The organism is Streptosporangium sp. NPDC000095 (assembly GCF_042899335.1).
GTDB lineage: Bacteria > Actinomycetota > Actinomycetes > Streptosporangiales > Streptosporangiaceae > Streptosporangium.
The window spans coordinates 112,470-136,233 of sequence record NZ_JBIAZS010000006.1; the positions used below are offsets into that span (position 1 = coordinate 112,470).

Genomic DNA, 23,764 nt, shown 5'->3' on the forward strand with positions numbered 1-23,764 from the left:
GAAGGATGAACGAAAAAGATGGGCATCCGTAAACTCAAGCCGACGACCCCGGGTCGCCGCGGCGCCAGCGTCTCGGACTTCGCCGAGATCACGCGCAGCACGCCCGAGAAGTCGCTGCTTGCACCCCTGCACAGCAAGGGTGGCCGTAACGTCCACGGCCGAGTCACCACCCGTCACCAGGGTGGTGGCCACAAGCGCGCCTACCGGATCATCGATTTCCGGCGTCACGACAAGGACGGGATTCCGGCCAAGGTCGCTCACATCGAGTACGACCCGAACCGCACGTCTCGCATCGCGCTGCTGCACTACGCCGACGGGGAGAAGCGCTACATCCTCTGCCCGACCGGCCTCAAGCAGGGCGACCACATCGAGAACGGCCCCACGGCCGACATCAAGCCGGGCAACTGCCTCCCGCTGCGCAACATCCCGACCGGTACCTTCATCCACGCGGTGGAGCTCCGTCCGGGCGGTGGCGCCAAGCTGGGCCGGTCCGCCGGCGCGCAGATCCAGCTCCTCGCCAAGGAGGGCCAGTACGCCACGCTGCGTATGCCCTCCGGTGAGATGCGCCAGGTCGATGTCCGCTGCCGGGCCTCGATCGGCCAGGTCGGCAACGCCGAGCAGGCCAACATCAACTGGGGTAAGGCCGGACGCATGCGGTGGAAGGGCAAGCGCCCCACCGTCCGCGGTGTCGCGATGAACCCGGTCGACCACCCGCACGGTGGTGGTGAGGGTAAGACCTCCGGCGGTCGTCACCCCGTCAACCCCAAGGGCAAGCCCGAGGGACGTACCCGTGCGGCGAACAAGGCCAGCGACCGGCTGATCATCCGCCGTCGTACCAAGCGGAAGAAGCGGTAGGAGCAGCCAAAATGCCACGTAGCCTTAAGAAGGGTCCCTTCGTGGACGACCACCTTCAGAAGAAGGTGGATGTCCAGAACGAGAAGGGCACCAAGAACGTCATCAAGACGTGGTCGCGGCGCTCCATGATCGTGCCCGACATGCTTGGTCACACGATCGCCGTTCACGACGGCCGCAAGCACGTCCCGGTGTTCGTCACCGAGTCGATGATCGGCCACAAGCTGGGTGAGTTCGCTCCCACGCGAACCTTCCGCAGCCACGTCAAGGAAGACCGCCGCAGCCGGCGATAAGCGCCTCAGGAAGAGGACGTCGAGCCGAGAACGATCGGAAGCGATCGTCACGGGCGAGACGGACTCGACCAAAACGAAGGGTAAGAGGAGTAAGCGATGGAAGCCAGGGCTCAGGCGCGGTTCGCGCGCCACACGCCCATGAAGGCCCGCCGTGTGGTGGACCTCATTCGCGGGCTGCCCGCTTCGGAGGCGCAGGCCGTGCTGCAGTTCGCTCCCCAGTCGGCGAGCGAGACCGTGTACAAGGTACTTTCGAGCGCCATTGCCAACGCGGAGCACAATTTCAAGCTCGACCGTGACACGCTCTTCGTGAGCCGTGCCTGGGTCGACGAGGGCCCGACGCTGAAGCGGTTTCGTCCCCGTGCACAGGGTCGTGCCTATCGGATCAACAAGCGGACCAGCCACATCACCGTGATCGTGGAGTCCCGCGAGCCGAAGGGGAGGACCCGCTAGTGGGTCAGAAGGTTAACCCGCACGGGTTCCGCCTCGGCATCACGACCGACTTCAAGAGCCGGTGGTATGCCGACAAGCTCTACAAGTCGTACGTTGCCGAGGATGTGGCGATCCGCCGCATGCTCAAGAAGGGCATGGAGCGGGCCGGCATCTCCAAGGTGGAGATCGAGCGGACCACCGACCGGGTACAGGTCGACATTCACACCGCCCGTCCGGGCATCGTCATTGGCCGCCGCGGCGCCGAGGCGGACCGGATCCGCGGTGACCTCGAGAAGCTGACCAAGAAGCAGGTCCAGCTGAACATCCTCGAGGTCAAGAACCCTGAGATCGACGCTCAGCTCGTCGCCCAGGGTGTGGCCGAGCAGCTGTCCAGCCGTGTCTCGTTCCGCCGTGCCATGCGCAAGGCGATGCAGTCGGCGATGAAGAGCGGTGCCAAGGGCATCCGGGTGCAGTGCTCCGGCCGTCTCGGCGGCGCCGAGATGTCCCGTTCGGAGTTCTACCGCGAGGGCCGCGTGCCCCTGCACACCCTCCGCGCGGACATCGACTACGGCCTGTACGAGGCCCGCACCACCTTCGGTCGCATCGGCGTGAAGGTGTGGATCTACAAGGGTGAGGCTCCGACCAGCCGCGCCGAGCGCGAGGCGGCCGCCGCCGGTGCTCGCGCGGGCCAGCGCCGTGACCGCGACGACCGTCGTGGCCCTGGTGCCGGTGGCGGCGACCGTCCCCGTCGTGGCGCCGGTGGCGCCCGTCGTGGTGCCGGCGCCGGCCGCGGTGACCGCGCTTCGGGTGGCTCCGCCGCCCCCAGGACCGAGGCGGCCTCGCAGGCCGCCCCCGAGACCGGCCCGGCTGCGCAGCCGGGTGCTGAAGGGAGCTGACCATGCTGATCCCGCGCAGGGTCAAGCACCGCAAGCAGCACCGGCCCGACCGTCACGGCGCCGCCAAGGGTGGCACCAGGGTCGTGTTCGGCGAGTTCGGCATTCAGGCGATTGAGCACTCCTACGTGACCAACCGTCAGATCGAGTCGGCTCGTATCGCGATGACCCGTCACATCAAGCGTGGCGGAAAGGTCTGGATCAACATCTATCCGGACCGCCCCCTCACCAAGAAGCCCGCCGAGACCCGCATGGGTTCCGGTAAGGGTTCGCCGGAGTGGTGGGTCGCGAACGTCAAGCCCGGTCGCATCATGTTCGAGCTTTCGGGTGTCGCCGAGCCGGTGGCTCGCGAAGCCCTGCGTCGTGCGATGCACAAGCTGCCGATGAAGTGCCGGTTCGTCAAGCGTGAAGTGGGTGAGGCGTGATGGCTAAGGGCCTGACCGCCGGTGAGCTGCGGGTGGAAGACCAGGACACCCTGGTCACGAAGCTGAAGGAAGCCAAGGAGGAGCTGTTCAACCTCCGCTTCCAGGCAGCGACCGGCCAGTTGGAGAGCCACGGGCGGCTGCGCGCCGTCCGCCGCGAGATCGCCCGTATCTACACGGTGATGCGCGAGCGGGAGCTCGGAATCGTCACGGTAGAGAAGGAGTCGATCGATGGCTGAGGCCACGGAAACCACGACCGAGACGCGGAACTACCGCAAGACCCGTGAGGGTCTGGTCGTCAGTGACAAGATGGACAAGACTGTCGTGGTCGCTGTCGAGGACCGCGTCAAGCACCCCCTGTACGGCAAGGTCATCCGCAGGACGACCAAGTACAAGGCGCACGACGAGGCCAACACCTGCGGTGTCGGCGACCGCGTTCTCCTGATGGAGACCCGGCCGCTGTCCGCCAGCAAGCGCTGGCGCGTCATCGAGATCCTCGAGAAGGCCAAGTAGGTAACGCGCCTCGTGGGGGGTGACACCGTCACCCCCCATGATGGCGTCCAAGGGGGCGAAGCGATCTTCGCCCCGCCTGCGACGGCGGTCCGCGAGGGCTGTCGCCGGAGGAAAAAGACCAGCAGGTTCCGCAAGGCTCACCCGAAACCACGGGTGAGAACCGGCGAGACAAACAGGAGTTCAAGTGATCCAGCAGGAGTCGCGGCTCAAGGTCGCCGACAACACCGGTGCGAAGGAAGTCCTTTGCATCCGTGTTCTCGGTGGCTCGGGCCGACGTTACGCGGGAATCGGTGACATCATCGTCGCCACGGTCAAGGACGCCATCCCGGGCGGCACCGTGAAGAAGGGCGATGTGGTCAAGGCCGTCATCGTCCGCACTGTCAAGGAGCGCCGCCGGCCCGACGGCTCCTACATCCGCTTCGACGAGAACGCCGCCGTCATCATCAAGGACAGTGGCGACCCCCGGGGCACCCGCATCTTCGGTCCCGTCGGACGTGAGCTGCGTGACAAGAAGTTCATGCGGATCATCTCGCTCGCGCCGGAGGTGTTGTAATGCCGAAGCTTCATGTGAAGAAGGGTGACCTCGTCCTGGTCATCGCCGGCAAGGACAAGGGTGCCAAGGGTCGTGTGATCGCCGCCCACCCGCGTGACGAGCGCGTGGTGGTCGAGGGCGTCAACATGGTCAAGAAGCACAGCAAGGAGACCAACCAGGGTCCGCGCGGTGCCAAGGCCGGTGGCGTGCAGACCATGGAGGCTCCCATCCACGTGAGCAACGTCAAGAAGCTCAAGGATGAGAAGCCTTCCAAGGACGACAAGCCCGCCAAGAAGGAGTCGGCCAAGGCCGCTTCCGAGGAGACGGGTGAGGACAACTGATGACCGCGAACACCACTGAGACCGAACAGCGGGCCCTCCCGCGCCTCAAGCAGCGCTACCGCGAAGAGATCATCGCGAAGCTGAACGAGCAGTTCGAGTTCGAGAACATCATGCTGGTGCCCACCATCACCAAGATCAAGGTGAACATGGGTGTCGGCGAGGCCGCGCGCGACTCGAAGCTCATCGAAGGCGCCGTCCGCGACCTCACCGTGATCACCGGTCAGAAGCCGGCGGTCGTCCGCGCCCGCAAGTCCATCGCCCAGTTCAAGCTGCGCGAGGGCATGCCGATCGGTGCGCACGTCACGCTGCGCGGTGACCGGATGTGGGAGTTCCTCGACCGGCTGCTCTCGCTGGCGCTGCCCCGTATCCGTGACTTCCGCGGTCTGTCGCCCAAGCAGTTCGACGGCAACGGCAACTACACCTTCGGTCTCACCGAGCAGGTCATGTTCCACGAGATCGACCAGGACAAGGTCGACCGCCAGCGTGGTATGGACATCACCGTCGTGACCACCGCTAAGACCGACGACCAGGGCCGGGCACTGCTGAAGCAGCTCGGCTTCCCCTTCAAGGAGGCCTGATCATGGCGAAGACGTCGCTCAAGGTCAAGGCTGCTCGCAAGGCCAAGTTCGAGGTCCGGGCGTACACTCGGTGCTCGCGCTGTGGTCGTCCCCGCGCCGTCTTCAGGAAGTTCGGCCTGTGCCGCATCTGCTTCCGCGAGATGGCGCACCGGGGCGAGCTGCCCGGCATCACCAAGTCGAGCTGGTAGCCCTCCGCGCGGCCCCGTGAGCGATCACGGGCCCGCGCGAAGCACCGGCCGCACATAGAAGTCGTATTCACCGGGCGCCGCCTACAGGCGCCCACGACCGCACCGTAGGTCCCCTGTGGAAACCGCGGTGAGGAAGGCCACCGGCCATGACGATGACCGACCCGATCGCAGACATGCTGACGCGTCTGCGAAACGCGAACTCGGCGTACCACGACAGCGTGGCGATGCCGTACTCGAAGATCAAGGCGCACATCGCCGAGATCCTCCAGCAGGAGGGTTACATCCAGTCCTGGAGCGTCGAAGACGCCAAGGTCGGAAAGAACCTCGTGGTGGAGCTGAAGTTCGGGCCGACCCGTGAGCGTTCCCTCTCGGGTCTGCGCCGGGTCTCCAAGCCCGGCCTGCGGGTCTATGCAAAGAAGGACAACCTGCCCCGAGTCCTGGGTGGACTGGGCGTCGCGATCATCTCGACGTCCGGCGGCCTCATGACGGACAAGCAGGCCGGCAAGCGTGGAGTGGGCGGGGAAGTCCTCGCCTTCGTTTGGTAGAGGGGAGAACGAACAGCATGTCAAGAATCGGACGGCTGCCCATCCCCGTACCGAACGGAGTGGACGTCGCCATCGACGGCCGGGACGTCACGGTCAAGGGCCCCAAGGGCACGCTTTCACACACGGTCGCGGAACCCATCGCGATCGCCAAGGGTGACGACGGCAATCTGTCCGTCACCCGTCCCAACGACGAGAACAAGGTCCGTGCGCTGCACGGTCTGTCTCGCACCCTGGTCGCCAACATGGTGACCGGTGTCACCCAGGGTTACTCGAAGACCCTGGAGATCGTGGGCGTCGGTTACCGCGTGCAGGCCAAGAGCCCGACTCAGCTTGAGTTCGCTCTCGGCTTCAGCCACCCGGTGATCGTCGACGCCCCCGAGGGTGTCACCTTCCGCGTCGAGAAGCCGACGCTGTTCCACGTGGACGGCATCGACAAGCAGAAGGTCGGCGAGATCGCCGCGAACATCCGCAAGTTGCGCAAGCCCGACCCGTACAAGGGCAAGGGCGTGCGCTACCAGGGTGAAGTTATCCGCCGCAAGGTCGGAAAGGCTGGTAAGTAGGCATGGCTGGCAAGACTGCGTTCGGCAAGCACACGGCCGCCCGCGCCGTCTCGCGGGCCCGCCGCCACGGCCGAGTCCGCAAGAAGGTGGCCGGTACGGCCACACGTCCGCGCCTGGTCGTCAACCGGTCCACGAAGCACCTCTTCGTGCAGATCGTCGACGACACCCAGGGCCACACGCTGGTGAGCGCGTCCACCATGGACGCCTCCCTGCGCTCGGCGGAGGGCGCCAAGACCGACAAGGCCAAGCAGGTCGGCGAGCTTCTCGCTCAGCGGGCCAAGGCAGCCGGGATCACCGCGGTCGTGTTCGACCGGGGTGGCAACCGCTACGCGGGCCGCATCGCGGCGCTGGCAGACAGCGCTCGCGAAGGCGGACTGGAGTTCTGATGACTCCGTCCCAGGATCGCAATCCAGGATCGCACCCGATGGCCCGTCTTACGAATGAGAAGAGGAACCACTAATGGCCGGAGCTCCGCGTCGCGGTGGCGCCGCCGGTGGCGAGCGGCGTGACGGTCGTCGTGACGATCGCCGCGGTGGAAACGCTGACAAGGGCGTCTCGTACATCGAGCGCGTTGTGAAGATCAACCGAGTGGCCAAGGTCGTGAAGGGTGGTCGTCGCTTCAGCTTCACCGCCCTCGTCATCGTCGGTGACGGCAACGGCATGGTCGGTGTCGGCTACGGCAAGGCCAAGGAGGTGCCCGCGGCGATCGCCAAGGGTGTCGAAGAGGCCAAGAAGCACTTCTTCAAGGTGCCCCGTATCCAGGGCACCATCCCGCACATCGTGCAGGGTGAGGAGGCGGCGGGCGTCGTCTTCCTCCGTCCGGCCTCGCCCGGTACCGGCGTCATCGCCGGTGGTCCGGTGCGCGCCGTGCTGGAGTGCGCCGGCATTCACGACGTGCTGTCCAAGTCGCTCGGCTCGGACAACCCGATCAACATCGTGCACGCCACCGTGGCGGCCCTGAAGGGCCTCAGCCGCCCCGAGGAGATCGCGGCCCGCCGCGGCCTCCCGATCGAGGACGTCGCCCCCAAGAGGATGCTCAAGGCTCGCGCCGAGGGCCTCGCGGAGGCCGCGGCCGCGAAGGCGGTGAGCTAGTCCATGGCACGCCTGAAGATTACCCAGGTCCGTTCCAAGATCGGTGGCAAGCAGAACCAGCGTGACTCGCTGCGCTCGCTCGGTCTGAAGCGAATCGGCGATGTCGTCGTCAAGGAGGACCGCCCGGAGATCCGCGGCATGGTCACCGTGGTGACGCACCTCGTCACCGTGGAAGAGGTCGACTAGACATGGCAGAGAACACTCCGCTCCGCATCCACCACCTGCGTCCGGCTCCCGGCGCCAACAAGTCGAAGGTCCGCAAGGGCCGCGGCGAGGCGTCCAAGGGCAAGACCGCGGGTCGTGGCACCAAGGGCACGAGGGCCAGGAACACGGTCCCCCTCGGTTTCGAGGGTGGCCAGGTTCCGCTGCAGCGGCGCCTGCCCAAGTTCAAGGGCTTCTCCAACGCCCTGTTCAAGACGACCTACCAGGTTGTCAACCTTGACAAGCTCGGCGAGCTGTTCCCCGAGGGGGGCGACGTCACCGTCGACACGCTCGTCGCGAAGGGCGCGGTTCGCAAGAACCAACTCGTCAAGGTTCTGGGAACCGGTGACATCTCCGTGGCGTTGAACGTGGAGGCGCATGCCTTCTCGGCCAGCGCCAAGGATAAGATCGCCGCGGCCGGGGGCTCCGTCTCCGAGCTGTAGGCGTTATCATCACGCGGCGCGGGGGCTCGTAATGGGCTCCCGCGCCCGTAGTGCGTTAGAGTTCGCTGGACAGTGGGCCTCGACTCATTTCCTTGGGCTCATTGACTGGATATGGCAAAGATGGAACACCCCCGCACCATCGCTGACCGACCTCGCCTTTCAGGCGCGCAGGAGGGACCGTGCTGACCGCATTTACCCGAGCGTTCCGTACGCCGGACCTGCGTAAGAAGCTGCTCTTCACTTTGGGCATCATCGCGCTGTTCCGACTTGGGTCGGTCCTGCCGACTCCGGGTGTGCATACCGAGAACATCAGCCGTTGTCTCACCCAGGCGCAAGCGGGGGACGCGGGCAACATCTACGGAATGGTGCAGCTGTTCAGCGGCGGCGCCCTTCTGAAACTTTCAGTCTTCGCCCTCGGCATCATGCCGTACATCACCGCGAGCATCATTCTTCAGCTGCTCGTCGTGGTCATTCCGCGACTGGAAGCCCTCAAGAAGGAGGGACAGTCCGGGCAGACCAAGATCACGCAGTACACCCGCTACCTCACGGTCGGCCTGGCGGTCCTGCAGTCGACCGCCTTCGTGGCGCTCGCCCGCAGCGGCCAGCTCTTCCCGCAGTGCCGCGAGGAGATCCTTCTCGACAAGGACAACGTCTTCGCCATCGTCACGATGGTGCTGACCATGACCGCCGGCACCGCCGTCGTCATGTGGCTGGGCGAGCTCATCACCGATCGCGGTATCGGCAACGGCATGTCCATCCTGATCTTCACGCAGGTCATCGCGGTCTTCCCGTCCGAGCTGCTGAACATCGCCCGCCAGAAGGGTGGCTTCGTCTTCGGCGTGGTCATCGTGGTCGGTATCGCGATGATCGCCCTGGTCGTGATGGTGGAGCAGGCACAGCGCCGGATCCCGGTGCAGTACGCCAAGCGCATGGTCGGCCGCAGAATGTACGGCGGGACGTCGACCTACATCCCGCTCAAGGTCAACCAGGCCGGCATCATCCCGGTCATCTTCGCCTCCTCGCTGCTCTACCTCCCGCAGCTGATCACCACGCTCTTCTCGAACACCCAGGAAGAGCCGCACCCGATCATCCAGTGGATCTCGCAGGAGTTCGGCGGTGGCGGGACCACCCCGACGTACATGATCACCTTCTTCCTGCTCATCGTCTTCTTCACGTACTTCTACGTGTCGATTACCTTCAACCCCGTTGAAGTCGCCGACAACATGAAGAAGTACGGTGGGTTCATCCCGGGTATCCGCCCGGGTCGCCCGACGGCCGAGTACTTGAACTACGTGCTCACGCGACTCACCGCTCCAGGCGCGCTGTATCTGGGCCTGATCTCCATGGTGCCGATCGTCGCGCTGGCGCTCGTCGGCGCGAGTCAGAACTTCCCGTTCGGAGGAACGAGCATTCTGATCATGGTTGGTGTCGGCCTCGACACCGTGAAGCAGATCGAGAGCCAGTTGCAGCAGCGTAATTATGAAGGCTTCCTGAAGTAGTGCGCCTCGTCCTGGTCGGGCCCCCCGGAGCGGGTAAGGGGACACAGGCCCAGTTCGTCGCATCGAACCTGTCGATCCCGAAGATTTCGACAGGTGACATCTTCCGCGCCAATGTCTCGGGCGGCACGGAGCTCGGCAAGCTTGCCAAGGAATACATGGACCGCGGTGACCTCGTGCCCGACGAGGTCACCATCGCGATGGTCCGCGACCGCCTCGCCGAGAACGACGCGCAGGACGGCTTCCTGCTCGACGGCTTCCCCAGGAACGTGCCCCAGGCCGAGATCCTGAAGAAGATGCTCGCCGAGTTCCAGGTCGGTCTGGACATCGTTCTGGAGCTCGTGGTCGACGACGAGGAGGTCGTCCGCAGGCTCGCGGGCCGCCGGACCTGCAGCCAGTGCGGCCGCATCTGGCACGTCGACTTCGATGACAAGAAGGACGACATCTGCGACGCCTGTGAGGGCCGGCTGTACCAGCGGGACGACGACAAGGAGGAGACCGTCAGGCACCGCTTGGAGGTCTACCAGGAGCAGACGGCGCCCCTGGTCTCCTTCTACGCCGACGAGGGCATCCTGGTCGGGGTCGACGCCACGGGGCCGGTGGAAGAGGTCACCCAGCGCGCGATGGAGGCCCTGAGGCCCTTCATCGGCTAGCGACCCCTTCGCTGGCCGGCCGAACGACGACACGGTGCACACCACCCATGGGTTTCCCATGGGTGGTGTGCTGTCATTTAGGGCAGAATCGGGGGAATTGGGGTCCCGGACCGCCCGTTGAACCACCCCAGGGGGTGCGCAGGTGTTCAAGAAGAACAAGCACGGAATCCAGCTGAAGACGCCCGAGCAGGTGGACAAGATGCGGGCGGCAGGCCTCGTGGTCGGCCGTACCCTGCAGCTGCTCAGGGAGAGCGTCCGACCGGGTATGACACCCCTGGACCTCGACGCGATCGCGGAGAAGGCGATCAGGGACGAGGGGGCGATCCCCTCCTTCAAGGGCTACCAGGGATTTCCCGCGACGATCTGCGCCTCGGTCAACCACGAGGTCGTCCACGGCATCCCGAGTGACCGCCGTCCGCTGCGGGAGGGCGACATCATCTCGATCGACTGCGGAGCCATCCTGGACGGCTGGCACGGTGACTCGGCCGTCACGGTCCCGGTCGGCGAGGTCGATCCCAAGCTGACCGAGCTGATGAGGGTCACCGAGGAGGCCATGTGGCGCGGGATCGCCGCGCTCACCGTGGGCCGTCACCTGTCCGACATCGGGCACGAGGTGGAGAAGTACATCCGCTCCCAGGGGCGCTACGGCATCCCGCAGGAGTACGGCGGTCACGGCATCGGCACCGAGATGCACATGGACCCGTGGGTGGCCAACCACGGCAAGCCGGGCCGGGGCCCGAAGTTCGAGCCCGGCATGTGCTTCGCCGTCGAGCCGATGGTGAACCTCGGGACGGACAGGACCAAGGTGCTCGCCGACGACTGGACCGTGGTCACGATCGACGGGAAGGTCTCCGCGCACTTCGAACACAGCGTCGCCGTGACACATAATGGTCCTTGGGTATTGACCGCCCTTGACGGGGGGAAAGAGCGGCTTGCCGACCTGTTGGGAAACGCGGGCTAGTTTCGGCCCGTCGGCGAGCGGATGGGGTTGAGATGGCGGCTGGTCCGGAGATGCGAGCCTCCGACGGAGACCGTGACAAGGTCGCCTCGGTCCTGAGGGAGCACTACGCGCAGGGCCGGCTGACCACGGAGGAGTTCGACGAGCGCCTTGAGCAGCTCTACACGAGCAAGACGTACGGCGAGCTCGCCGTCCTCACCTCCGACCTTCCGGACGTCGACCTGCGTCGGCTCCCCGAGGTCCCCTCACGCGCCCCTGAGCGCTCCAAGGCGGCCGAGGGGAAGAACAAGCAGGGCAAGGGCATGGCGGAGGCCTGGGCCGTCTGGGCGACGGCGAGCGGCGTCAACTGGGTGATCTGGCTCATCATCGGGATGACCGGAGACTTCCCCTACCCGTGGCCCCTGTGGGTGATGGGCCCGTGGGGCGTGGTGTTGCTGGTGGCCACGATCGCCGGCGGCCAGGGGCGGGACAGGAAGCGGTAATAGTGCACTCTGGGCGTTGAGTGTGCATTCCTCCACAGATGATGGCGTTGAATCTTCCTAACGTGAGCGGTGTCCGAACGACAGGACCCCGGTTCGCAGGAGGAAGATCCAATGAGCAAGATCCGTACAGCCCTGGTCGGAGCGGCGCTGGCAGGTTCGCTGGCCGCGGGTGTGGTCGCCGCCCCGTCCGCGACGGCCGCCACGCAGGCCTCCGCGGGGTCCGCCGTCGCGGCCCAGGAGACCCAGGCGTCGAGCAAGCACTTCTTCGGTCCGTACTACTCGGGCTTCGGCGGTGGCGAGAGCTTCGGCAGGCGCTCGTACTTCAAGGGCTACTGGACCAGCAGCGGCGGCCGCTACTGGTTCTACGGCGACCTGTTCGACCGTGACCGTGATCGTGAGCGCAGCTACGTGTGGTTCAAGTGGCACGACAGGTTCGGCTCGCACACCAAGGTGTTCAGCACCTTCGGCCGCTCCGGCTTCACCAAGTTCGGCGGGTTCAAGAAGAGCAGCGGCTTCGACGACTTCAAGATCAGGGTCTGCGAGGGCCGCGACAAGTTCGACGACTGCGGCCGCTGGGGTGACGCCTTCTGAGGCGTCTTCCGACGCCTTCCGCGGAGGTGGCCCTCGGGGGCCTTCCGCGGGGGCGGTCCTCGGGGGCGCCCGGTGAGGGCGGGGGGCCTTTCAGCGGGACGTGATCGAGGAGCGTCGACCGAGAAGTCTTGATCAAGGAGAACCGGTCGAGGAACGTTGATCGACAGGGTCGGCCGAACGGGCCCCCGGCGCGGCGTCGCCGGGGGCCTTCCCGTGTCGCCCGCACGGTCCGGCCGCCGGGATACCGGCCGGGCCAACTCGGCTCGGCCGCCGGGATGCCGGGCCGCTCGGCTCGGTCCGGTCGCCGGGATGCTGGCCTGACCTGGTCCGACGTGCCACAATGAGGGCGCGAGTGTTCGCGTGCCGAGTCGTGTCGTCCAGCCCGCTCAGGATCTGCGGTATCCTTCGTAGCAGTTGTGTCAAGGCACCGGCCGTGTGTTTCGCATTTCCTCGCCCGGTGCCGTACACTCCTTTTTCGGTTCACTATGACCATTGCGCATCGGCGGTGTCGCAACCGCCGCTCTCATCGAAGCGCTGGGTCGCGGCTGCTTAGTGTTCCGAAGCCTCAGACGACCGATCAGTGAAACGCGAGGGACATGGCCAAGAAAGACGGCGCCATCGAGATCGAGGGCACTGTGGTTGAGTCGCTCCCGAACGCGATGTTCCGGGTGCAGCTCGATAACGGCCATAAGGTCCTGGCCCACATCAGCGGGCGGATGCGGATGCACTACATCCGAATCCTTCCTGACGACAGGGTTGTCGTCGAACTGAGCCCCTACGACCTCAGTCGTGGGCGGATCGTCTACCGATACAAGTAAGCGCGTCTGAGGGACGAATAGGACTATGAAGGTCAAGCCGAGCGTCAAGAAGATCTGTGACAAGTGCAAGGTGATTCGCCGGCACGGTCGCGTCATGGTGATCTGCGACAACCTGCGCCACAAGCAGCGTCAGGGCTAGTCGCTCCAGACAAGGCCCCGTGAGAGTCCGCTCCAAGAGGCGGACTCGATTCATGTGGGGCTTTCACGTAATCGCGTCTCACACCTGCGCAGGCGGCTCACGCCGTACCCCGCAGGAGACCCCCGGTCGGAGGCCGGGGCCCTCACCCCGGGCATGGGGAGGGGAAGTGAGGCGCAGGACCTCCGCCATAACGAAGGAGAATGCCCGACCATGGCTCGCCTGGTTGGTGTAGACCTCCCCCGCGACAAGCGGCTGGAGATCGCTCTCACCTACATTTTCGGAATCGGCCGCACTCGTGCGCTCGAAACCCTCAAGGCCACCGGCGTCAACGGCGACCTGCGGGTTCACCAGCTGACCGACGAAGAGCTGGTGCCGCTGCGCGACTACATCGAGGCCAACTTCAAGATCGAGGGTGACCTCCGTCGCGAAGTTCAGGCCGACATCCGTCGCAAGATCGAGATTCAGTGCTACCAGGGCATTCGGCACCGCCGTGGCCTTCCCGTGCACGGTCAGCGTACGCAGACCAACGCGCGCACCCGTAAGGGCAAGAAGAAGACCGTGGCCGGCAAGAAGAAGCCCGGTAAGAAGTAGTCCGCGTAGCCGCAGGACCGAAGACCTCAGGAGTGAAGGCAAAGAATGCCTCCTAAGAGCCGCCAGGGTGCACCCAAGAAGGTGCGCCGCAAGGAAAAGAAGAACGTCGCTCACGGGCACGCCCACATCAAGAGCACGTTCAACAACACGATCGTTTCGATCACCGACCCGAGTGGGAACGTGATCTCCTGGGCCAGCGCCGGCCACGTCGGGTTCAAGGGCTCCCGCAAGTCCACCCCGTTCGCGGCGCAGATGGCCGCGGAGAACGCCGCCCGCCGCGCCATGGAGCACGGCATGCGCAAGGTCGACGTCTTCGTCAAGGGCCCCGGCTCCGGCCGTGAGACCGCGATCCGCTCGCTTCAGGCGACCGGACTCGAGGTCGGGTCCATCCAGGACGTCACCCCCGTGCCGCACAACGGCTGCCGCCCGCCCAAGCGCCGCCGCGTCTGACGCCCAGGAGAAGATAGAAAATGGCTCGTTACACGGGTGCGGACTGCAAGCTCTGCCGCAGGGAGAAGACCAAGCTCTTCCTCAAGGGCAAGAAGTGCGAGTCCGCGAAGTGCCCCATCGAGATCCGCCCTTACCCGCCGGGTGAGCACGGCCGCGGCCGTCCCAAGGAGTCTGAGTACCAGCTCCAGCTTCGTGAGAAGCAGAAGACCCGCCGCATTTACGGCGTCCTCGAGAAGCAGTTCCACAACTACTACGAGGAAGCCAACCGCAAGACCGGCAAGACCGGCGAGAACCTCCTCCAGATCCTGGAGAGCCGTCTCGACAACGTGGTCTACCGCGCCGGTTTCGCGGAGTCGCGCGACGCCGCCCGCCAGCAGGTCCGTCACGGACATATCCTGGTGAACGGCAAGAAGGTCGACATCCCGTCGTACCGGGTGCGCGAGCACGACATCGTCGAGGTCCGCGAGAAGTCGCGCAACCTCCTGCCCTACGAGGTGGCCCGCGCCACCGCCGGTGACAAGACGTACCCGGCGTGGCTCGGCGTCATCCCGGACGCGCTGCGCGTCCTGGTTCACCAGCTCCCGGTCCGTCAGCAGATCGACACCCAGGTCCAGGAGCAGTTGATCGTCGAGCTCTACTCCAAGTAGCGGCTCCTGTCGGTGCCGTACGGCGATTCGCCGTACGGCACCTACGCTGTTGTTCGAGCGGCGTCAAATAGCGGGCGCCGCCATGCAAGGGAGATTTGCACATGCTGATCGCTCAGCGTCCCTCCCTCCTTGAGGAATCCCTTGAGGAGACCCGGTCCAAGTTCATCATCGAGCCGCTGGAGCCGGGTTTCGGCTACACCATCGGCAACTCGCTGCGTCGCACGCTGCTGTCGTCCATCCCGGGCGCGGCCGTGACGAGCATCCGCATCGAGGGCGTGCTGCACGAGTTCACCACCGTGCCGGGCGTCAAGGAGGATGTCACCGACATCATCCTGAACCTCAAGGACCTGGTCGTCTCCTCCGAGCACGACGAGCCCGTGGTGATGTACCTGCGCAAGCAGGGCCCCGGTGACGTCACCGCCGCCGACATCGCGCCGCCGGCCGGTGTCGAGGTGCACAACCCCGAACTGCGCATCGCCACCCTGAACGGCAAGGCGAAGCTGGAGATGGAGCTGACCGTCGAGCGCGGTCGCGGCTACGTCTCCGCCGCGCAGAACAAGCAGCCGGGCCAGGAGATCGGTCGCATCCCGATCGACTCCATCTACTCCCCGGTGCTCAAGGTCACCTACAAGGTCGAGGCGACCCGAGTCGAGCAGCGCACCGACTTCGACCGTCTGATCCTGGACGTCGAGACCAAGCCGTGCATGAAGCCCCGCGACGCGGTGGCCTCCGCCGGTAAGACCCTCGTCGAGCTGTTCGGTCTCGCCCGCGAGCTGAACGTCGAGGCCGAGGGCATCGACATCGGCCCGTCGCCGACGGACGCGGCCCTCGCCGCCGACCTCGCGCTGCCGATCGAGGAGCTGAACCTCACGGTCCGCTCCTACAACTGCCTCAAGCGCGAGGGCATCCACACCGTGGGTGAGCTCGTGGCCCGCAGCGAGCAGGACCTTCTCGATATAAGGAATTTCGGCGCCAAGTCCATCGAAGAGGTCAAGCAGAAGCTGCACGAGATGACGCTGGCGCTCAAGGACTCCCCGCCCGGGTTCGACCCGAGCGCGGTGGCCGGCGGCGGCTACGACGACGACGACAGCGCCTACGTCGAGACCGAGCAGTACTGAGTCTCGGGACGCCCCACGGCGTTCCGCGACACCGGGTGACTCCGCGTCACGTCCGGTGTCACCGAGTTTCACGATAACGGGGATCGAGCGACTCCCCGGCCCGACCCCGGTACCTCGTACGGCCGGGGCGGGTTTACTCCCAAGGAGAACGTTATGCCTAGGCCCACCAAGGGTGCCCGTCTCGGCGGCAGCCCGGCCCACGAGCGGCTCATCCTGGCGAACCTCGCCACCCAGCTGTTCCAGCACGGCCGGATCAAGACCACCGAGGCCAAGGCGAAGCGTCTGCGTCCGGTGGCGGAGAAGCTGATCACCAAGGCGAAGAAGGGCGACATGCACAACCGTCGCCAGGTGCTGACGATCGTCAGGGACAAGGGTGTCGTCCACCACCTCTTCACCGAGATCGCCCCGACCTTCGCCGAGCGTCCCGGTGGCTACACCCGGATCACCAAGATCGGCCTCCGCAAGGGCGACGCCGCCCCCATGGCCGTGATCGAGCTGGTGTCCGAGCCGCTGAACAAGGTCACGACCAGCCGGACCCCGGCCGCCGCCAAGGCCGCCGAGCCCAAGGCGGAAGAGGCCAAGGAGGCCGAGGTCGAGGAGACCAAGGCCGAGACCACCGAGGAGACGAAGGCCTCCGAGGAGACGACCGAGGCTCCCGCCGAGGAGACCGAGGCCAAGAAGGACAACGCCTGATCTCTCAGGCCCCGTGAAAGGGCCCGGCACTCCCTCCACAGGGAGCGCCGGGCCCTTTTCCGTCTGGCGCGAGCGTCGCCACCGCGAAGGATCGCGGCGCCGGTGAGCGCCGGGCCTTTTCCGTCGCGGCGGTGGCGAGGGCGGGGGCGGAACGCTCGGTGTTCACGGCTCCGCCGCCCGTTTCGGCTACGGGTCCCGCGACCTGATCGTCCGATGCCGGACAACCGCCGGCCCGCGGCGAGCCGAAGAGCACGTCAACACTTCCCGAGTCCGCCGGATGGCGGCTCGCCAAGTCTCATGGGGAACCATCGTGGTACGGCTGAGGCTGGATCTCGCCTACGAGGGCACCGACTTCTCCGGCTGGGCCAAGCAGCCCGGGCGGCGTACGGTCCAGGGGGAGATCGAGGGGGCGCTCGGCAGGATCCTGCGGCTTCCCGAGCCTCCGGCGCTGACCGTGGCCGGGCGGACCGACGCCGGCGTGCACGCCCGAGGTCAGGTGGCCCATGTCGACCTGGATCCCGGCGCGTTCGGCGCGCTGGACGGCCGTGGGCGCCGAAGGGGGGCCGCGGGCGAGGACCCCGAGCCGGGATCCGAGGGGGAGCTCGGCGAGAGGCTCTCTGCCATGCGCAGGAGACTCGCTGGAGTCCTGCCCCCCGATGTCCGTGTCCATCACGTCACGGTGGCTCCTGAGGGCTTCGACGCGCGGTTCTCGGCGCTGTCGAGGCGCTACGCCTACCGGGTGTCCGACGCCCCCGGAGGTGTCGACCCGCTCCGCCGCCGCGAGGTCGTCTGGTACAACAGGCCCCTCGACGTGGACAGGTTGAACGCGGCCGCCGCCGCTCTCCTCGGTGAGCACGACTTCGCCGCGTTCTGCCGGAGACGCGAGGGCGCGACCACGATCCGGGAGCTCAAGCGGCTCGACTGGGTTCGTGAGGACGACCTCGTCGTGGCGACGGTGATGGCCGACGCGTTCTGCCACTCCATGGTCCGGGCGCTCGTCGGATCGCTGCTGCCCGTCGGTGAGGGCCGGCTCCCGGTCGACTGGCCCGGAGAGGTGCTGTCGCGGGCCGTACGGGACTCGGGGGTGCACGTCGCGCCCGCGCACGGGCTCTGCCTGGAGGAGGTGCGCTACCCCGCGCCGGGCGAGCTCGCCCGGCGGGCCGCGGAGACCCGCCGGGTGCGGACGATCAGTTCGTGACGCGGCGCTCCACGACCTTCGCGGTCTGGTCGCGGAAGGCGCCGCTCACCTTGCCCAGGGACTTCTCCTTGGCGGTCGGCGTGTGGCCGTCGCTGAAGGTGGCGTAGCTGAACACGATGTAGCGGCCCCACACCATCCCGGCCGCGTAGCCGCCCGCGATGTGCACCCGCTCGCCTCCCGTACCGGCGGCGGAGGGAAGGCCGCGGAACCAGAGGTTGCTGTCCAGATCCTTGGCCTTGTCGGCCGCCACCGCGGACTCGCGGGTGGGTAGCACGGCGATCCCCGTGGTCACGGCGTACTTCCGCTTGCTGTCCACGTACGTCGCCCGTAGCACGCGGCGGCAGTCCTGGCTGCGCAGGGTGCCGCCGAACCTGCCGGACGCGGCCTTCTGACACTGCTCGGTGACGTCGGTCTTGACCCGTTTGAACGTCGTCCCGGCCACGGACACCTTCTGGCCGAAGGCGTCGGCCACGGTCATCGTGCCGGGGTCGGTCTTCTCGGAGTTGAGCATCGTGGTGTTGATCGGCTCCGGCTCGCCGGTGATGTCCAGGTCGTCGGTGGGGTCGAGGGTCCCCGACCTGGGAATCGGATCCGTCGCGTTCGCCGACTGCTTGGCGCTGAACGACTGGTAGGCGAAGAAGGCCCCGGTGCCGATGCCGACCACCACGACCGCGACGACGGCGGCGAGCAGGGTCGTACTCGCCCTGCTGCGGGTCGGCTCGGGGGGAGAGGGCGGTGGTTCGGGGGTGAACTCCGAGAGAGGGGTGAACGCCCCACGCATCGTCGCCGGTCCGCTCTCGGGGAGCGCCGCGGTCTCGTCCGCCGGTGTGGAGGTCACCGGCGGGGGCGGGAGAACGGGGAACGAGGGGGCGATGCCGGTCACGACGGGGATGCCGCCCGGTGGGGTGTGGTCCGACAGGGGGAAGGGCTGCGCGGCCTCGGACGGTGTCCGGTCGCGGGTGTCCTGTCCGAAGGGAGGCACGGGCACCTGTGAGATCGGCTCCGGTTCCTGGCGTGTGAAGGGCTGGGTCATGGACGCGGTGGTGGGCGCGGCCATGGGGGGCGGGGCCCCCGGGGCGGGGCCGGACGGGGCGGAACCTGATGGGGCGGGACCGGACGGAGTGAGACCGGACGGGGCGGGAGGGCTCTCGTCTCGTGGACCGGTGGCCGGTGAGGGCACGGAGACCTGATGGGTGGCCTGTCCGGGAGAGGGCTGCGCGAGGGCCTGCTGGGCAGGCTCCTGGCGGGGCGGACTCTGCTGAGGGTTCTGCCGAGTCGGGGGGAGAGGGCCGGAGGCGAGGAGGTCTCCCTCCTCGGGGTGTCCGGGTGCGCCGGCCACGGCGGCGCGGACGTCGGCTGTGGTGTCGTCGCTCTCGCCCGGCTCCTGCGGGGGAGTGGCGTCCGGCGGCCAGACGGCGATGTCGCCGGGCTCTCCCGGGCGAGCGGTGCTCTCCTCGGGGTCGGTCCACACCGGCTCGCCGGTGGCGGCGGGCCAGGGGGCCTCTTGACCTGAGGAGGGCCAGACCTGCATGCCCGCGGCCGCCGCCGTGAAGGCGGGCGGCGGCTGCCAGGGGGGTGCCCCCGGCACGATGGGCGCGGTGGACAGCGGCTGGTCGGCCCGTGGCGAGGAAACCCCGTGCTCGTGGCGCTCGCCCTCGTGCGTCCCACCGGGCCGCGGTGAGACGTTCGGGTTCTCCGGGGTGGGCCAGGCGGGAGGTGAGGGTTCCGGCGGGGTGGGGGAGTTGATCCACGCCGGAGGGGCCGGTTCCGGCCGGGAGAACTCGGACCAGGTGGGGCCCGAGGAGCCGGGGGAGGACTCCGGCCGGGGACCCGAGGAACCCGCGGGGAACTCGGGCCGCGGACCCGAGGGATCGCGGGAGAACTCGGGGCGCGGACCCGAGTCCTGGGAGAACTCGGGCCGGGGGGCCTGCGAGGGGCCGGAGGGAGATCCCGGCGGTCCGGAGGGATCGCGGGGAAGGGATTCCGATGTCTGTGGGTGCAACCCGGGCGGCGGGCCCGAGGGGTCGCGGGGGAACTCCGGCCGGGGGTCCTGCGAGGGACCCCGGAGGAACCCGGGCGGCGGGCCGGAGGGGAAGCCGGGTGGGCCGGGGAGATCCGGCCGGGGGTCCTGCGAGGGACCCCGGAGGAACCCGGGCGGCGGGCCGGAGGGGAAGCCGGGTGGGCCGGGGAGATCCGGTCGGGGGTCCCGCGAGGGGCCGGGCGGGAACTCGGGCCTGGTGGGACCCGCGGAGTCGGAGGAGAACTCGGGCCTGGTGGGACCCGCGGAGTCGGAGGAGAACCCGGGCCGCGTGGGGCCGGAGGGTTCCGGGTATGAGAGCGGTCCCGGCTGGGGCGCGGGGTGCGCGGGGCCGGGCCAGGGGGCGGGCGGATCGTCCTCCGGCTGGGCGTACCAGTCGTAGGGGGCGCCGTCGCCGGGGACCGTCCACGGCTGAGCCGCGCCCGGGGCCGTCTCCGGCCACCCGGAAGGGCCGGGGGGTTGCTCGTCGTCTGTGAGATCGGTCCGCAGCACGTGGGGCGAGGGCTGGCCGAAACTCGGCGGCGGCGTCGCCGGTGTCGCCGAACCCTCGGCTTCACGTTGGTGCTCGGACCCGGATTCCTGCCCACGCATACGACGCAGCCTAGCGACAGCCGGAGATCGTCATGCGAGTATGGCCGTATCGTCTGTCGGATTCATGCCTCGAAGTGGGGATATGACCCCATGGTCAGGGGCGTTTTCCGGTCAGTGTCCGTGACTCCAGGGCGGGGGTGACGGTCGCGTCCGCCGCGCCGAAGGCCGCCTGGTTCAGCTTCTTGACCTCGGTTTTCTTTGGCATGTGGCCGTCTTTGTACTGGAACCAGACCATCACCACGTAGTGCCCGTGGCGCCATTCGCCGACGAATGCCTCGCCGGTGCCGAGAAGTTTGGTGACCTTATCCTTACCTGGCAGCGGTTTGATGTATTCCTCGCGCTCCTTGCCGGTGCTCGCCGAGACGACCTTGGACGCTCCCGCCGACGTCTTGAGGTTGGCGACTCCCACGGTGCCGATGATCTTCCCTGAGGCGTCGCGGAAGCTGGCGCGCAGGAGCTGGTTGCACCGCGCCGAGGTGAGGGCCTTCTGGAGCTTCTCCCCGACCACGGCCTTGTCGCACTTCTTGTCGGTCCTGCGGGTGGTCATCAGGTAGGTCTGCCCGCCGATCCGTATCTTCTTGTTCTTGAACACCTCGTTCAGGGTGAGAGGGTGCGGGTCGGTGGCGCGGGAGGAGGCGAAGCCGAACTTGCCCTTCGCGGTGTTCGCGGGCGGGATGAGGGGGGCCGCGGCGGTGGGCTCCGTCGCGCCGGGCACCGGGTCGGGGTCGGAGTTGGCCAGCACGGCGAGGCCGACGCCCGCGGCGACCAGCGCCGCGAACGCCCCGGCCGCGATGTAGATCGGGCGGCGTGAGCGGGGCCCCTCGTCGTACGGGCTCCACATCTCCTTGCGAGGCCGCTCATTGGGCGCCTCGATGGGCCGTCCCTGCGGCCGGGAGGCCTGTGGGGCCTGGGAGGGGGAGTCGGGGGGGCGGTTGTTCTGCGAGGCGTCGAACCAGTGCTGGCCCTGTGCGGGCGGCGACGCGTCAGGCCGGTTGTAAGGCTGGCGGCGCGGCGGCTCCACGGGAAAACCCATGCGCCGAGCGTAGCCCGGTATCGGGGCCGCTTGGCTCAGGAGTATCCGAAGTCCTGGGTCCACCAGGGGCCGTCGGACCCTCGCACGGCTCCGACGCCGGTGGCCCTGAGCTCGCAGTTGAGGATGTTGCGCCGGTGGCCGCTCGTCCCCATCCAGCTGCGCACCGCGTCGTCGGGGGAGGTGTAGCCGCGCCCGATGTTCTCCGCGCCGCCGTCGCGGTAGCCGGTCGCCTCCATCCGCTCCCAGGGGGAGGCGCCGTCGGCGGAGTTGTGGGAGAGGCGGCCCGTGGCCGCCATTCCGGCCGAGTGCCTCCTGGCCGAGACGGTGAGCCTCCTGTCGATCCGCAGCGGTACGCATCCGGCCCGCCTGCGCTCGATGTTGACGAGCCGGACGACCTCGCGCTCCATCGCGCCGAGGGCGGAGGTGGCGCCGCCGTCGTCGCCGTTGAGGAGGAGGCGGGAGGGGCCGTCCTCGCCGGAGCCGCCGGAGTCGCCGAGTGACGTGCCGGGGGTCGGGGTGGGGCGCGGGCGCCGGTCCTCGGGGGCGGGGGTGGAGCGGGCGACCCGGGAGAGCGGGGCGCGCTCGACCTGGCCGGCGAGTGCGCCGCTGGGTGTGGGGCGTACGGGCCCGGTGTCGTTCAGGTAGATCTGGTCGGCGGCCTTCTCGTCGCGGCTGCCCCGGCCGATGATGAAGCCGACGAGCAGAACCGCGAGCAGGCACACGAACACCCCCATGCGGCGCAGGCGCGCTCGCTGGGTATGCCCGGGGTGAGGAAGCTGCCACATACCGCTATCAAAGATAGAGATGTTTGCGGTGAGGAAGAAGGGAATGCTGAGAACATGTTGGAACCGTTCTGTGAAGGTTCCGGCGCTATCGTCCTTGGCTCGTCGTTCGGCGCCCCCTCTCGGGGAACGTCGCGCCGCCCGGTTTCAGGCCCGCTCCCGGAGGGGTTCCGGCGCGGTGACCGGCCCCTTTCCGTGGTCGTCCGGGTCTCGGCGCCCCGCTCGCGGTGACCTTGGATATTCGGCATATAGCGCTGTATATCGGGATAAATCATCATCTCGGCGCCCGGTGCGTGACGGTTTCCCGGCACCGGCCGGTGGCGGGTAGACTGCCGGGGGAACCGCCGGAGAGTCATGTCGTTTTGCATGCGCTCCTCCGCGCCGGTATCCTGCTAGTTCGTTGTGTGCGAATTGGTCTCCTCTAGCAGACCGATACGCGGCGCGTCCGGCGTCATCTCCTCTTTATCTGGAGACGGAAGGTCCGGGCTGTCGTGTGCCCGCACCTACCGACCATGTTGCTGTCCTGTCCGACAGCGCCGAAGACGCGACCAAAGAAGGCATACGACCGTGCGCACGTACACACCCAAGCCTGCCGAAGTCGAGCGTCAGTGGCACATCATCGACGCCACCGACATCGTGCTTGGCCGGCTGGCCAGCCACGTCGCGATCCTGCTTCGCGGTAAGCACAAGCCGACCTTCGCCAACCACGTCGACACCGGTGACTTCGTCATCGTCATCAACGCCGACAAGGTCGCGCTGACCGGTAACAAGCTTGAGCAGAAGAAGGCCTACCGCCACTCGGGCTACCCGGGCGGTCTGCGCTCCATGACCTACGGCGAGCTCATGGACAAGCGTCCCGACCGCGCCGTCGAGAAGGCCGTGAAGGGCATGCTTCCCAAGAACGCCCTCGGCCGGAAGATGATCAAGAAGCTCAAGGTCTACGCCGGTTCCGAGCACCCGCACCAGGCGCAGCAGCCGGTGTCTTTCGAGCTCACCCAGATCGCCCAGTAGTCACTAGCTGCTTGTCGCCAGCAGCGTTGGCCGACGGCCGACGCCGAGTAGGAAAGTTAAGAGGAGAACCGTGGCTGAGCCCACCGGTGTCGAGACGCCCGTCGAGGGCGCTCAGGAAGCGTACTCCGCGGAGGAGTTCCCCTCCGAGTACACCTCCGAGTCCACTGCCAGCGGCGACGCCGCCGTCCGCAAGCCCATCACCACCGGCAACTCGTACGGCACCGGCCGTCGCAAGGAGTCCGTGGCCCGCGTGCGCATCGTTCCGGGCACCGGCAAGTGGACGATCAACGGCCGTACGCTTGAGAACTACTTCCCGAACAAGGTCCACCAGCAGATCGTGAACGAGCCCTTCGTGGTGCTCGGCGCCGAGGACCAGTTCGACGTCATCGCCCGCATCAACGGTGGTGGCGTCACCGGCCAGGCCGGTGCCCTGCGCATGGGTCTCTCCCGCGCGCTCACCGCCCTGGACGTCGAGGTCAACCGCCCGCCGCTGAAGAAGGCCGGCTTCCTGACCCGTGACGCCCGCGCCACCGAGCGCAAGAAGTACGGCCTCAAGAAGGCCCGTAAGGCTCCGCAGTACAGCAAGCGTTAAG

At 67.4% G+C, this 23,764-nt stretch carries 35 protein-coding genes; 32 read left to right on the forward strand and 3 right to left on the reverse strand.

Annotated elements, in window-relative coordinates:
- Positions 1 to 18: 18 nt before the first annotated feature.
- The 30 genes from rplB (at position 19) to truA (ending at position 17,716) form a co-directional block, all read left to right on the forward strand.
- Positions 19 to 855, forward strand: coding sequence for a 50S ribosomal protein L2 (rplB, locus tag ACFY3V_RS15770; protein ID WP_350943268.1), 837 nt, complete (start codon positions 19 to 21; stop codon positions 853 to 855).
- Between the two features lie 11 nt (positions 856 to 866).
- Positions 867 to 1,145 (forward strand): 30S ribosomal protein S19, encoded by a 279-nt coding sequence (rpsS, locus tag ACFY3V_RS15775; protein WP_012887835.1) that lies wholly within the window; start codon positions 867 to 869, stop codon positions 1,143 to 1,145.
- Positions 1,146 to 1,241: 96 nt separating this feature from the next.
- Positions 1,242 to 1,595: a 50S ribosomal protein L22 gene (gene rplV / locus ACFY3V_RS15780; RefSeq protein ID WP_030912916.1), complete on the forward strand. Its 354-nt coding sequence runs from the start codon at positions 1,242 to 1,244 to the stop codon at positions 1,593 to 1,595.
- Positions 1,595 to 2,470 (forward strand): 30S ribosomal protein S3, encoded by an 876-nt coding sequence (rpsC, locus tag ACFY3V_RS15785; protein WP_350943269.1) that lies wholly within the window; start codon positions 1,595 to 1,597, stop codon positions 2,468 to 2,470. Before rplV ends, rpsC begins: the two co-directional genes overlap by 1 nt.
- Positions 2,471 to 2,472: 2 nt before the next feature.
- On the forward strand, positions 2,473 to 2,892 hold the full coding sequence (gene rplP, locus ACFY3V_RS15790; RefSeq protein WP_350943270.1) for a 50S ribosomal protein L16: 420 nt from the start codon (positions 2,473 to 2,475) through the stop codon (positions 2,890 to 2,892).
- Positions 2,892 to 3,128 carry a 50S ribosomal protein L29 gene (gene rpmC / locus ACFY3V_RS15795; protein ID WP_030912909.1) on the forward strand — a complete coding sequence of 79 codons (237 nt, stop codon included), beginning with the start codon at positions 2,892 to 2,894 and terminating at the stop codon, positions 3,126 to 3,128. The genes rplP and rpmC overlap by 1 nt, the downstream gene beginning before the upstream one ends.
- Positions 3,121 to 3,402 (forward strand): 30S ribosomal protein S17, encoded by a 282-nt coding sequence (gene rpsQ / locus ACFY3V_RS15800; protein WP_326635528.1) that lies wholly within the window; start codon positions 3,121 to 3,123, stop codon positions 3,400 to 3,402. The genes rpmC and rpsQ overlap by 8 nt, the downstream gene beginning before the upstream one ends.
- A gap of 184 nt (positions 3,403 to 3,586) precedes the next feature.
- Positions 3,587 to 3,955, forward strand: coding sequence for a 50S ribosomal protein L14 (gene rplN, locus ACFY3V_RS15805; protein WP_012887841.1), 369 nt, complete (start codon positions 3,587 to 3,589; stop codon positions 3,953 to 3,955).
- Positions 3,955 to 4,275, forward strand: a complete 321-nt coding sequence (gene rplX, locus ACFY3V_RS15810; RefSeq protein ID WP_350943274.1) for a 50S ribosomal protein L24 — start codon at positions 3,955 to 3,957, stop codon at positions 4,273 to 4,275. The genes rplN and rplX overlap by 1 nt, the downstream gene beginning before the upstream one ends.
- Complete coding sequence (rplE, locus tag ACFY3V_RS15815; RefSeq protein WP_350943275.1) at positions 4,275 to 4,853, forward strand: 50S ribosomal protein L5; 579 nt, start codon at positions 4,275 to 4,277, stop codon at positions 4,851 to 4,853. Before rplX ends, rplE begins: the two co-directional genes overlap by 1 nt.
- A 2-nt stretch (positions 4,854 to 4,855) precedes the next feature.
- Positions 4,856 to 5,041, forward strand: a complete 186-nt coding sequence (locus ACFY3V_RS15820; RefSeq protein WP_068896544.1) for a type Z 30S ribosomal protein S14 — start codon at positions 4,856 to 4,858, stop codon at positions 5,039 to 5,041.
- Positions 5,042 to 5,187: 146 nt separating this feature from the next.
- A complete protein-coding gene (gene rpsH, locus ACFY3V_RS15825) occupies positions 5,188 to 5,586 on the forward strand; it encodes a 30S ribosomal protein S8 (RefSeq protein WP_350943276.1) in 399 nt (132 codons plus the stop codon).
- A gap of 17 nt (positions 5,587 to 5,603) precedes the next feature.
- Complete coding sequence (rplF, locus tag ACFY3V_RS15830) at positions 5,604 to 6,146, forward strand: 50S ribosomal protein L6 (RefSeq protein ID WP_350943277.1); 543 nt, start codon at positions 5,604 to 5,606, stop codon at positions 6,144 to 6,146.
- A 2-nt stretch (positions 6,147 to 6,148) separates the two neighbouring features.
- On the forward strand, positions 6,149 to 6,532 hold the full coding sequence (rplR, locus tag ACFY3V_RS15835; protein ID WP_344913778.1) for a 50S ribosomal protein L18: 384 nt from the start codon (positions 6,149 to 6,151) through the stop codon (positions 6,530 to 6,532).
- Positions 6,533 to 6,605: 73 nt separating this feature from the next.
- Complete coding sequence (gene rpsE, locus ACFY3V_RS15840; RefSeq protein WP_329089955.1) at positions 6,606 to 7,238, forward strand: 30S ribosomal protein S5; 633 nt, start codon at positions 6,606 to 6,608, stop codon at positions 7,236 to 7,238.
- Between the two features lie 3 nt (positions 7,239 to 7,241).
- The gene (gene rpmD, locus ACFY3V_RS15845; RefSeq protein WP_012887849.1) at positions 7,242 to 7,424 is read left to right on the forward strand and encodes a 50S ribosomal protein L30; all 183 of its coding nucleotides are present in this window, start codon (positions 7,242 to 7,244) and stop codon (positions 7,422 to 7,424) included.
- 2 nt (positions 7,425 to 7,426) lie between these two features.
- Positions 7,427 to 7,882 (forward strand): 50S ribosomal protein L15, encoded by a 456-nt coding sequence (gene rplO, locus ACFY3V_RS15850; RefSeq protein ID WP_350943278.1) that lies wholly within the window; start codon positions 7,427 to 7,429, stop codon positions 7,880 to 7,882.
- Positions 7,883 to 8,061: 179 nt separating this feature from the next.
- A complete protein-coding gene (gene secY, locus ACFY3V_RS15855) occupies positions 8,062 to 9,381 on the forward strand; it encodes a preprotein translocase subunit SecY (protein WP_350943279.1) in 1,320 nt (439 codons plus the stop codon).
- Positions 9,381 to 10,031 (forward strand): adenylate kinase, encoded by a 651-nt coding sequence (locus tag ACFY3V_RS15860; protein WP_350943280.1) that lies wholly within the window; start codon positions 9,381 to 9,383, stop codon positions 10,029 to 10,031. Before secY ends, ACFY3V_RS15860 begins: the two co-directional genes overlap by 1 nt.
- Positions 10,032 to 10,173: 142 nt before the next feature.
- The gene (map, locus tag ACFY3V_RS15865) at positions 10,174 to 10,992 is read left to right on the forward strand and encodes a type I methionyl aminopeptidase (RefSeq protein ID WP_350943281.1); all 819 of its coding nucleotides are present in this window, start codon (positions 10,174 to 10,176) and stop codon (positions 10,990 to 10,992) included.
- Positions 10,993 to 11,024: 32 nt separating this feature from the next.
- Complete coding sequence (locus ACFY3V_RS15870; protein ID WP_362895984.1) at positions 11,025 to 11,471, forward strand: DUF1707 domain-containing protein; 447 nt, start codon at positions 11,025 to 11,027, stop codon at positions 11,469 to 11,471.
- A 111-nt stretch (positions 11,472 to 11,582) separates the two neighbouring features.
- Positions 11,583 to 12,062 carry a hypothetical protein gene (locus ACFY3V_RS15875; RefSeq protein ID WP_350943283.1) on the forward strand — a complete coding sequence of 160 codons (480 nt, stop codon included), beginning with the start codon at positions 11,583 to 11,585 and terminating at the stop codon, positions 12,060 to 12,062.
- Positions 12,063 to 12,658: 596 nt separating this feature from the next.
- Positions 12,659 to 12,880, forward strand: coding sequence for a translation initiation factor IF-1 (gene infA / locus ACFY3V_RS15880; RefSeq protein ID WP_012887858.1), 222 nt, complete (start codon positions 12,659 to 12,661; stop codon positions 12,878 to 12,880).
- Positions 12,881 to 12,905: 25 nt separating this feature from the next.
- A complete protein-coding gene (gene rpmJ, locus ACFY3V_RS15885; RefSeq protein WP_003956441.1) occupies positions 12,906 to 13,019 on the forward strand; it encodes a 50S ribosomal protein L36 in 114 nt (37 codons plus the stop codon).
- 210 nt (positions 13,020 to 13,229) lie between these two features.
- Positions 13,230 to 13,610 (forward strand): 30S ribosomal protein S13, encoded by a 381-nt coding sequence (gene rpsM / locus ACFY3V_RS15890; protein WP_306859572.1) that lies wholly within the window; start codon positions 13,230 to 13,232, stop codon positions 13,608 to 13,610.
- Between the two features lie 45 nt (positions 13,611 to 13,655).
- A complete protein-coding gene (gene rpsK, locus ACFY3V_RS15895; protein ID WP_012887860.1) occupies positions 13,656 to 14,060 on the forward strand; it encodes a 30S ribosomal protein S11 in 405 nt (134 codons plus the stop codon).
- A gap of 20 nt (positions 14,061 to 14,080) precedes the next feature.
- On the forward strand, positions 14,081 to 14,707 hold the full coding sequence (rpsD, locus tag ACFY3V_RS15900; protein WP_350943285.1) for a 30S ribosomal protein S4: 627 nt from the start codon (positions 14,081 to 14,083) through the stop codon (positions 14,705 to 14,707).
- Between the two features lie 101 nt (positions 14,708 to 14,808).
- Positions 14,809 to 15,825 carry a DNA-directed RNA polymerase subunit alpha gene (locus tag ACFY3V_RS15905; RefSeq protein ID WP_089210160.1) on the forward strand — a complete coding sequence of 339 codons (1,017 nt, stop codon included), beginning with the start codon at positions 14,809 to 14,811 and terminating at the stop codon, positions 15,823 to 15,825.
- 153 nt (positions 15,826 to 15,978) lie between these two features.
- A complete protein-coding gene (gene rplQ / locus ACFY3V_RS15910; RefSeq protein ID WP_362762924.1) occupies positions 15,979 to 16,518 on the forward strand; it encodes a 50S ribosomal protein L17 in 540 nt (179 codons plus the stop codon).
- A 277-nt stretch (positions 16,519 to 16,795) separates the two neighbouring features.
- Positions 16,796 to 17,716 carry a tRNA pseudouridine(38-40) synthase TruA gene (truA, locus tag ACFY3V_RS15915; RefSeq protein ID WP_389773827.1) on the forward strand — a complete coding sequence of 307 codons (921 nt, stop codon included), beginning with the start codon at positions 16,796 to 16,798 and terminating at the stop codon, positions 17,714 to 17,716.
- Here the strand turns inward: truA and ACFY3V_RS15920 are convergent.
- From ACFY3V_RS15920 to ACFY3V_RS15930, 3 genes are all read right to left on the reverse strand, one after another.
- Positions 17,706 to 20,345, reverse strand: coding sequence for a hypothetical protein (locus ACFY3V_RS15920; RefSeq protein WP_389773830.1), 2,640 nt, complete (start codon positions 20,343 to 20,345; stop codon positions 17,706 to 17,708). The genes truA and ACFY3V_RS15920 overlap by 11 nt on opposite strands.
- Before the next feature lie 94 nt (positions 20,346 to 20,439).
- The gene (locus tag ACFY3V_RS15925; protein ID WP_362895993.1) at positions 20,440 to 21,378 is read right to left on the reverse strand and encodes a hypothetical protein; all 939 of its coding nucleotides are present in this window, start codon (positions 21,376 to 21,378) and stop codon (positions 20,440 to 20,442) included.
- Between the two features lie 35 nt (positions 21,379 to 21,413).
- A complete protein-coding gene (locus ACFY3V_RS15930; protein ID WP_362895995.1) occupies positions 21,414 to 22,163 on the reverse strand; it encodes a CAP domain-containing protein in 750 nt (249 codons plus the stop codon).
- A 564-nt stretch (positions 22,164 to 22,727) separates the two neighbouring features.
- Between ACFY3V_RS15930 and rplM the strand changes: the two genes are divergently transcribed.
- Both rplM and rpsI read left to right on the forward strand, forming a co-directional pair.
- Complete coding sequence (rplM, locus tag ACFY3V_RS15935; protein WP_344746717.1) at positions 22,728 to 23,171, forward strand: 50S ribosomal protein L13; 444 nt, start codon at positions 22,728 to 22,730, stop codon at positions 23,169 to 23,171.
- Positions 23,172 to 23,241: 70 nt separating this feature from the next.
- Positions 23,242 to 23,763, forward strand: coding sequence for a 30S ribosomal protein S9 (rpsI, locus tag ACFY3V_RS15940; protein ID WP_350943295.1), 522 nt, complete (start codon positions 23,242 to 23,244; stop codon positions 23,761 to 23,763).
- Position 23,764: the final 1 nt, after the last annotated feature.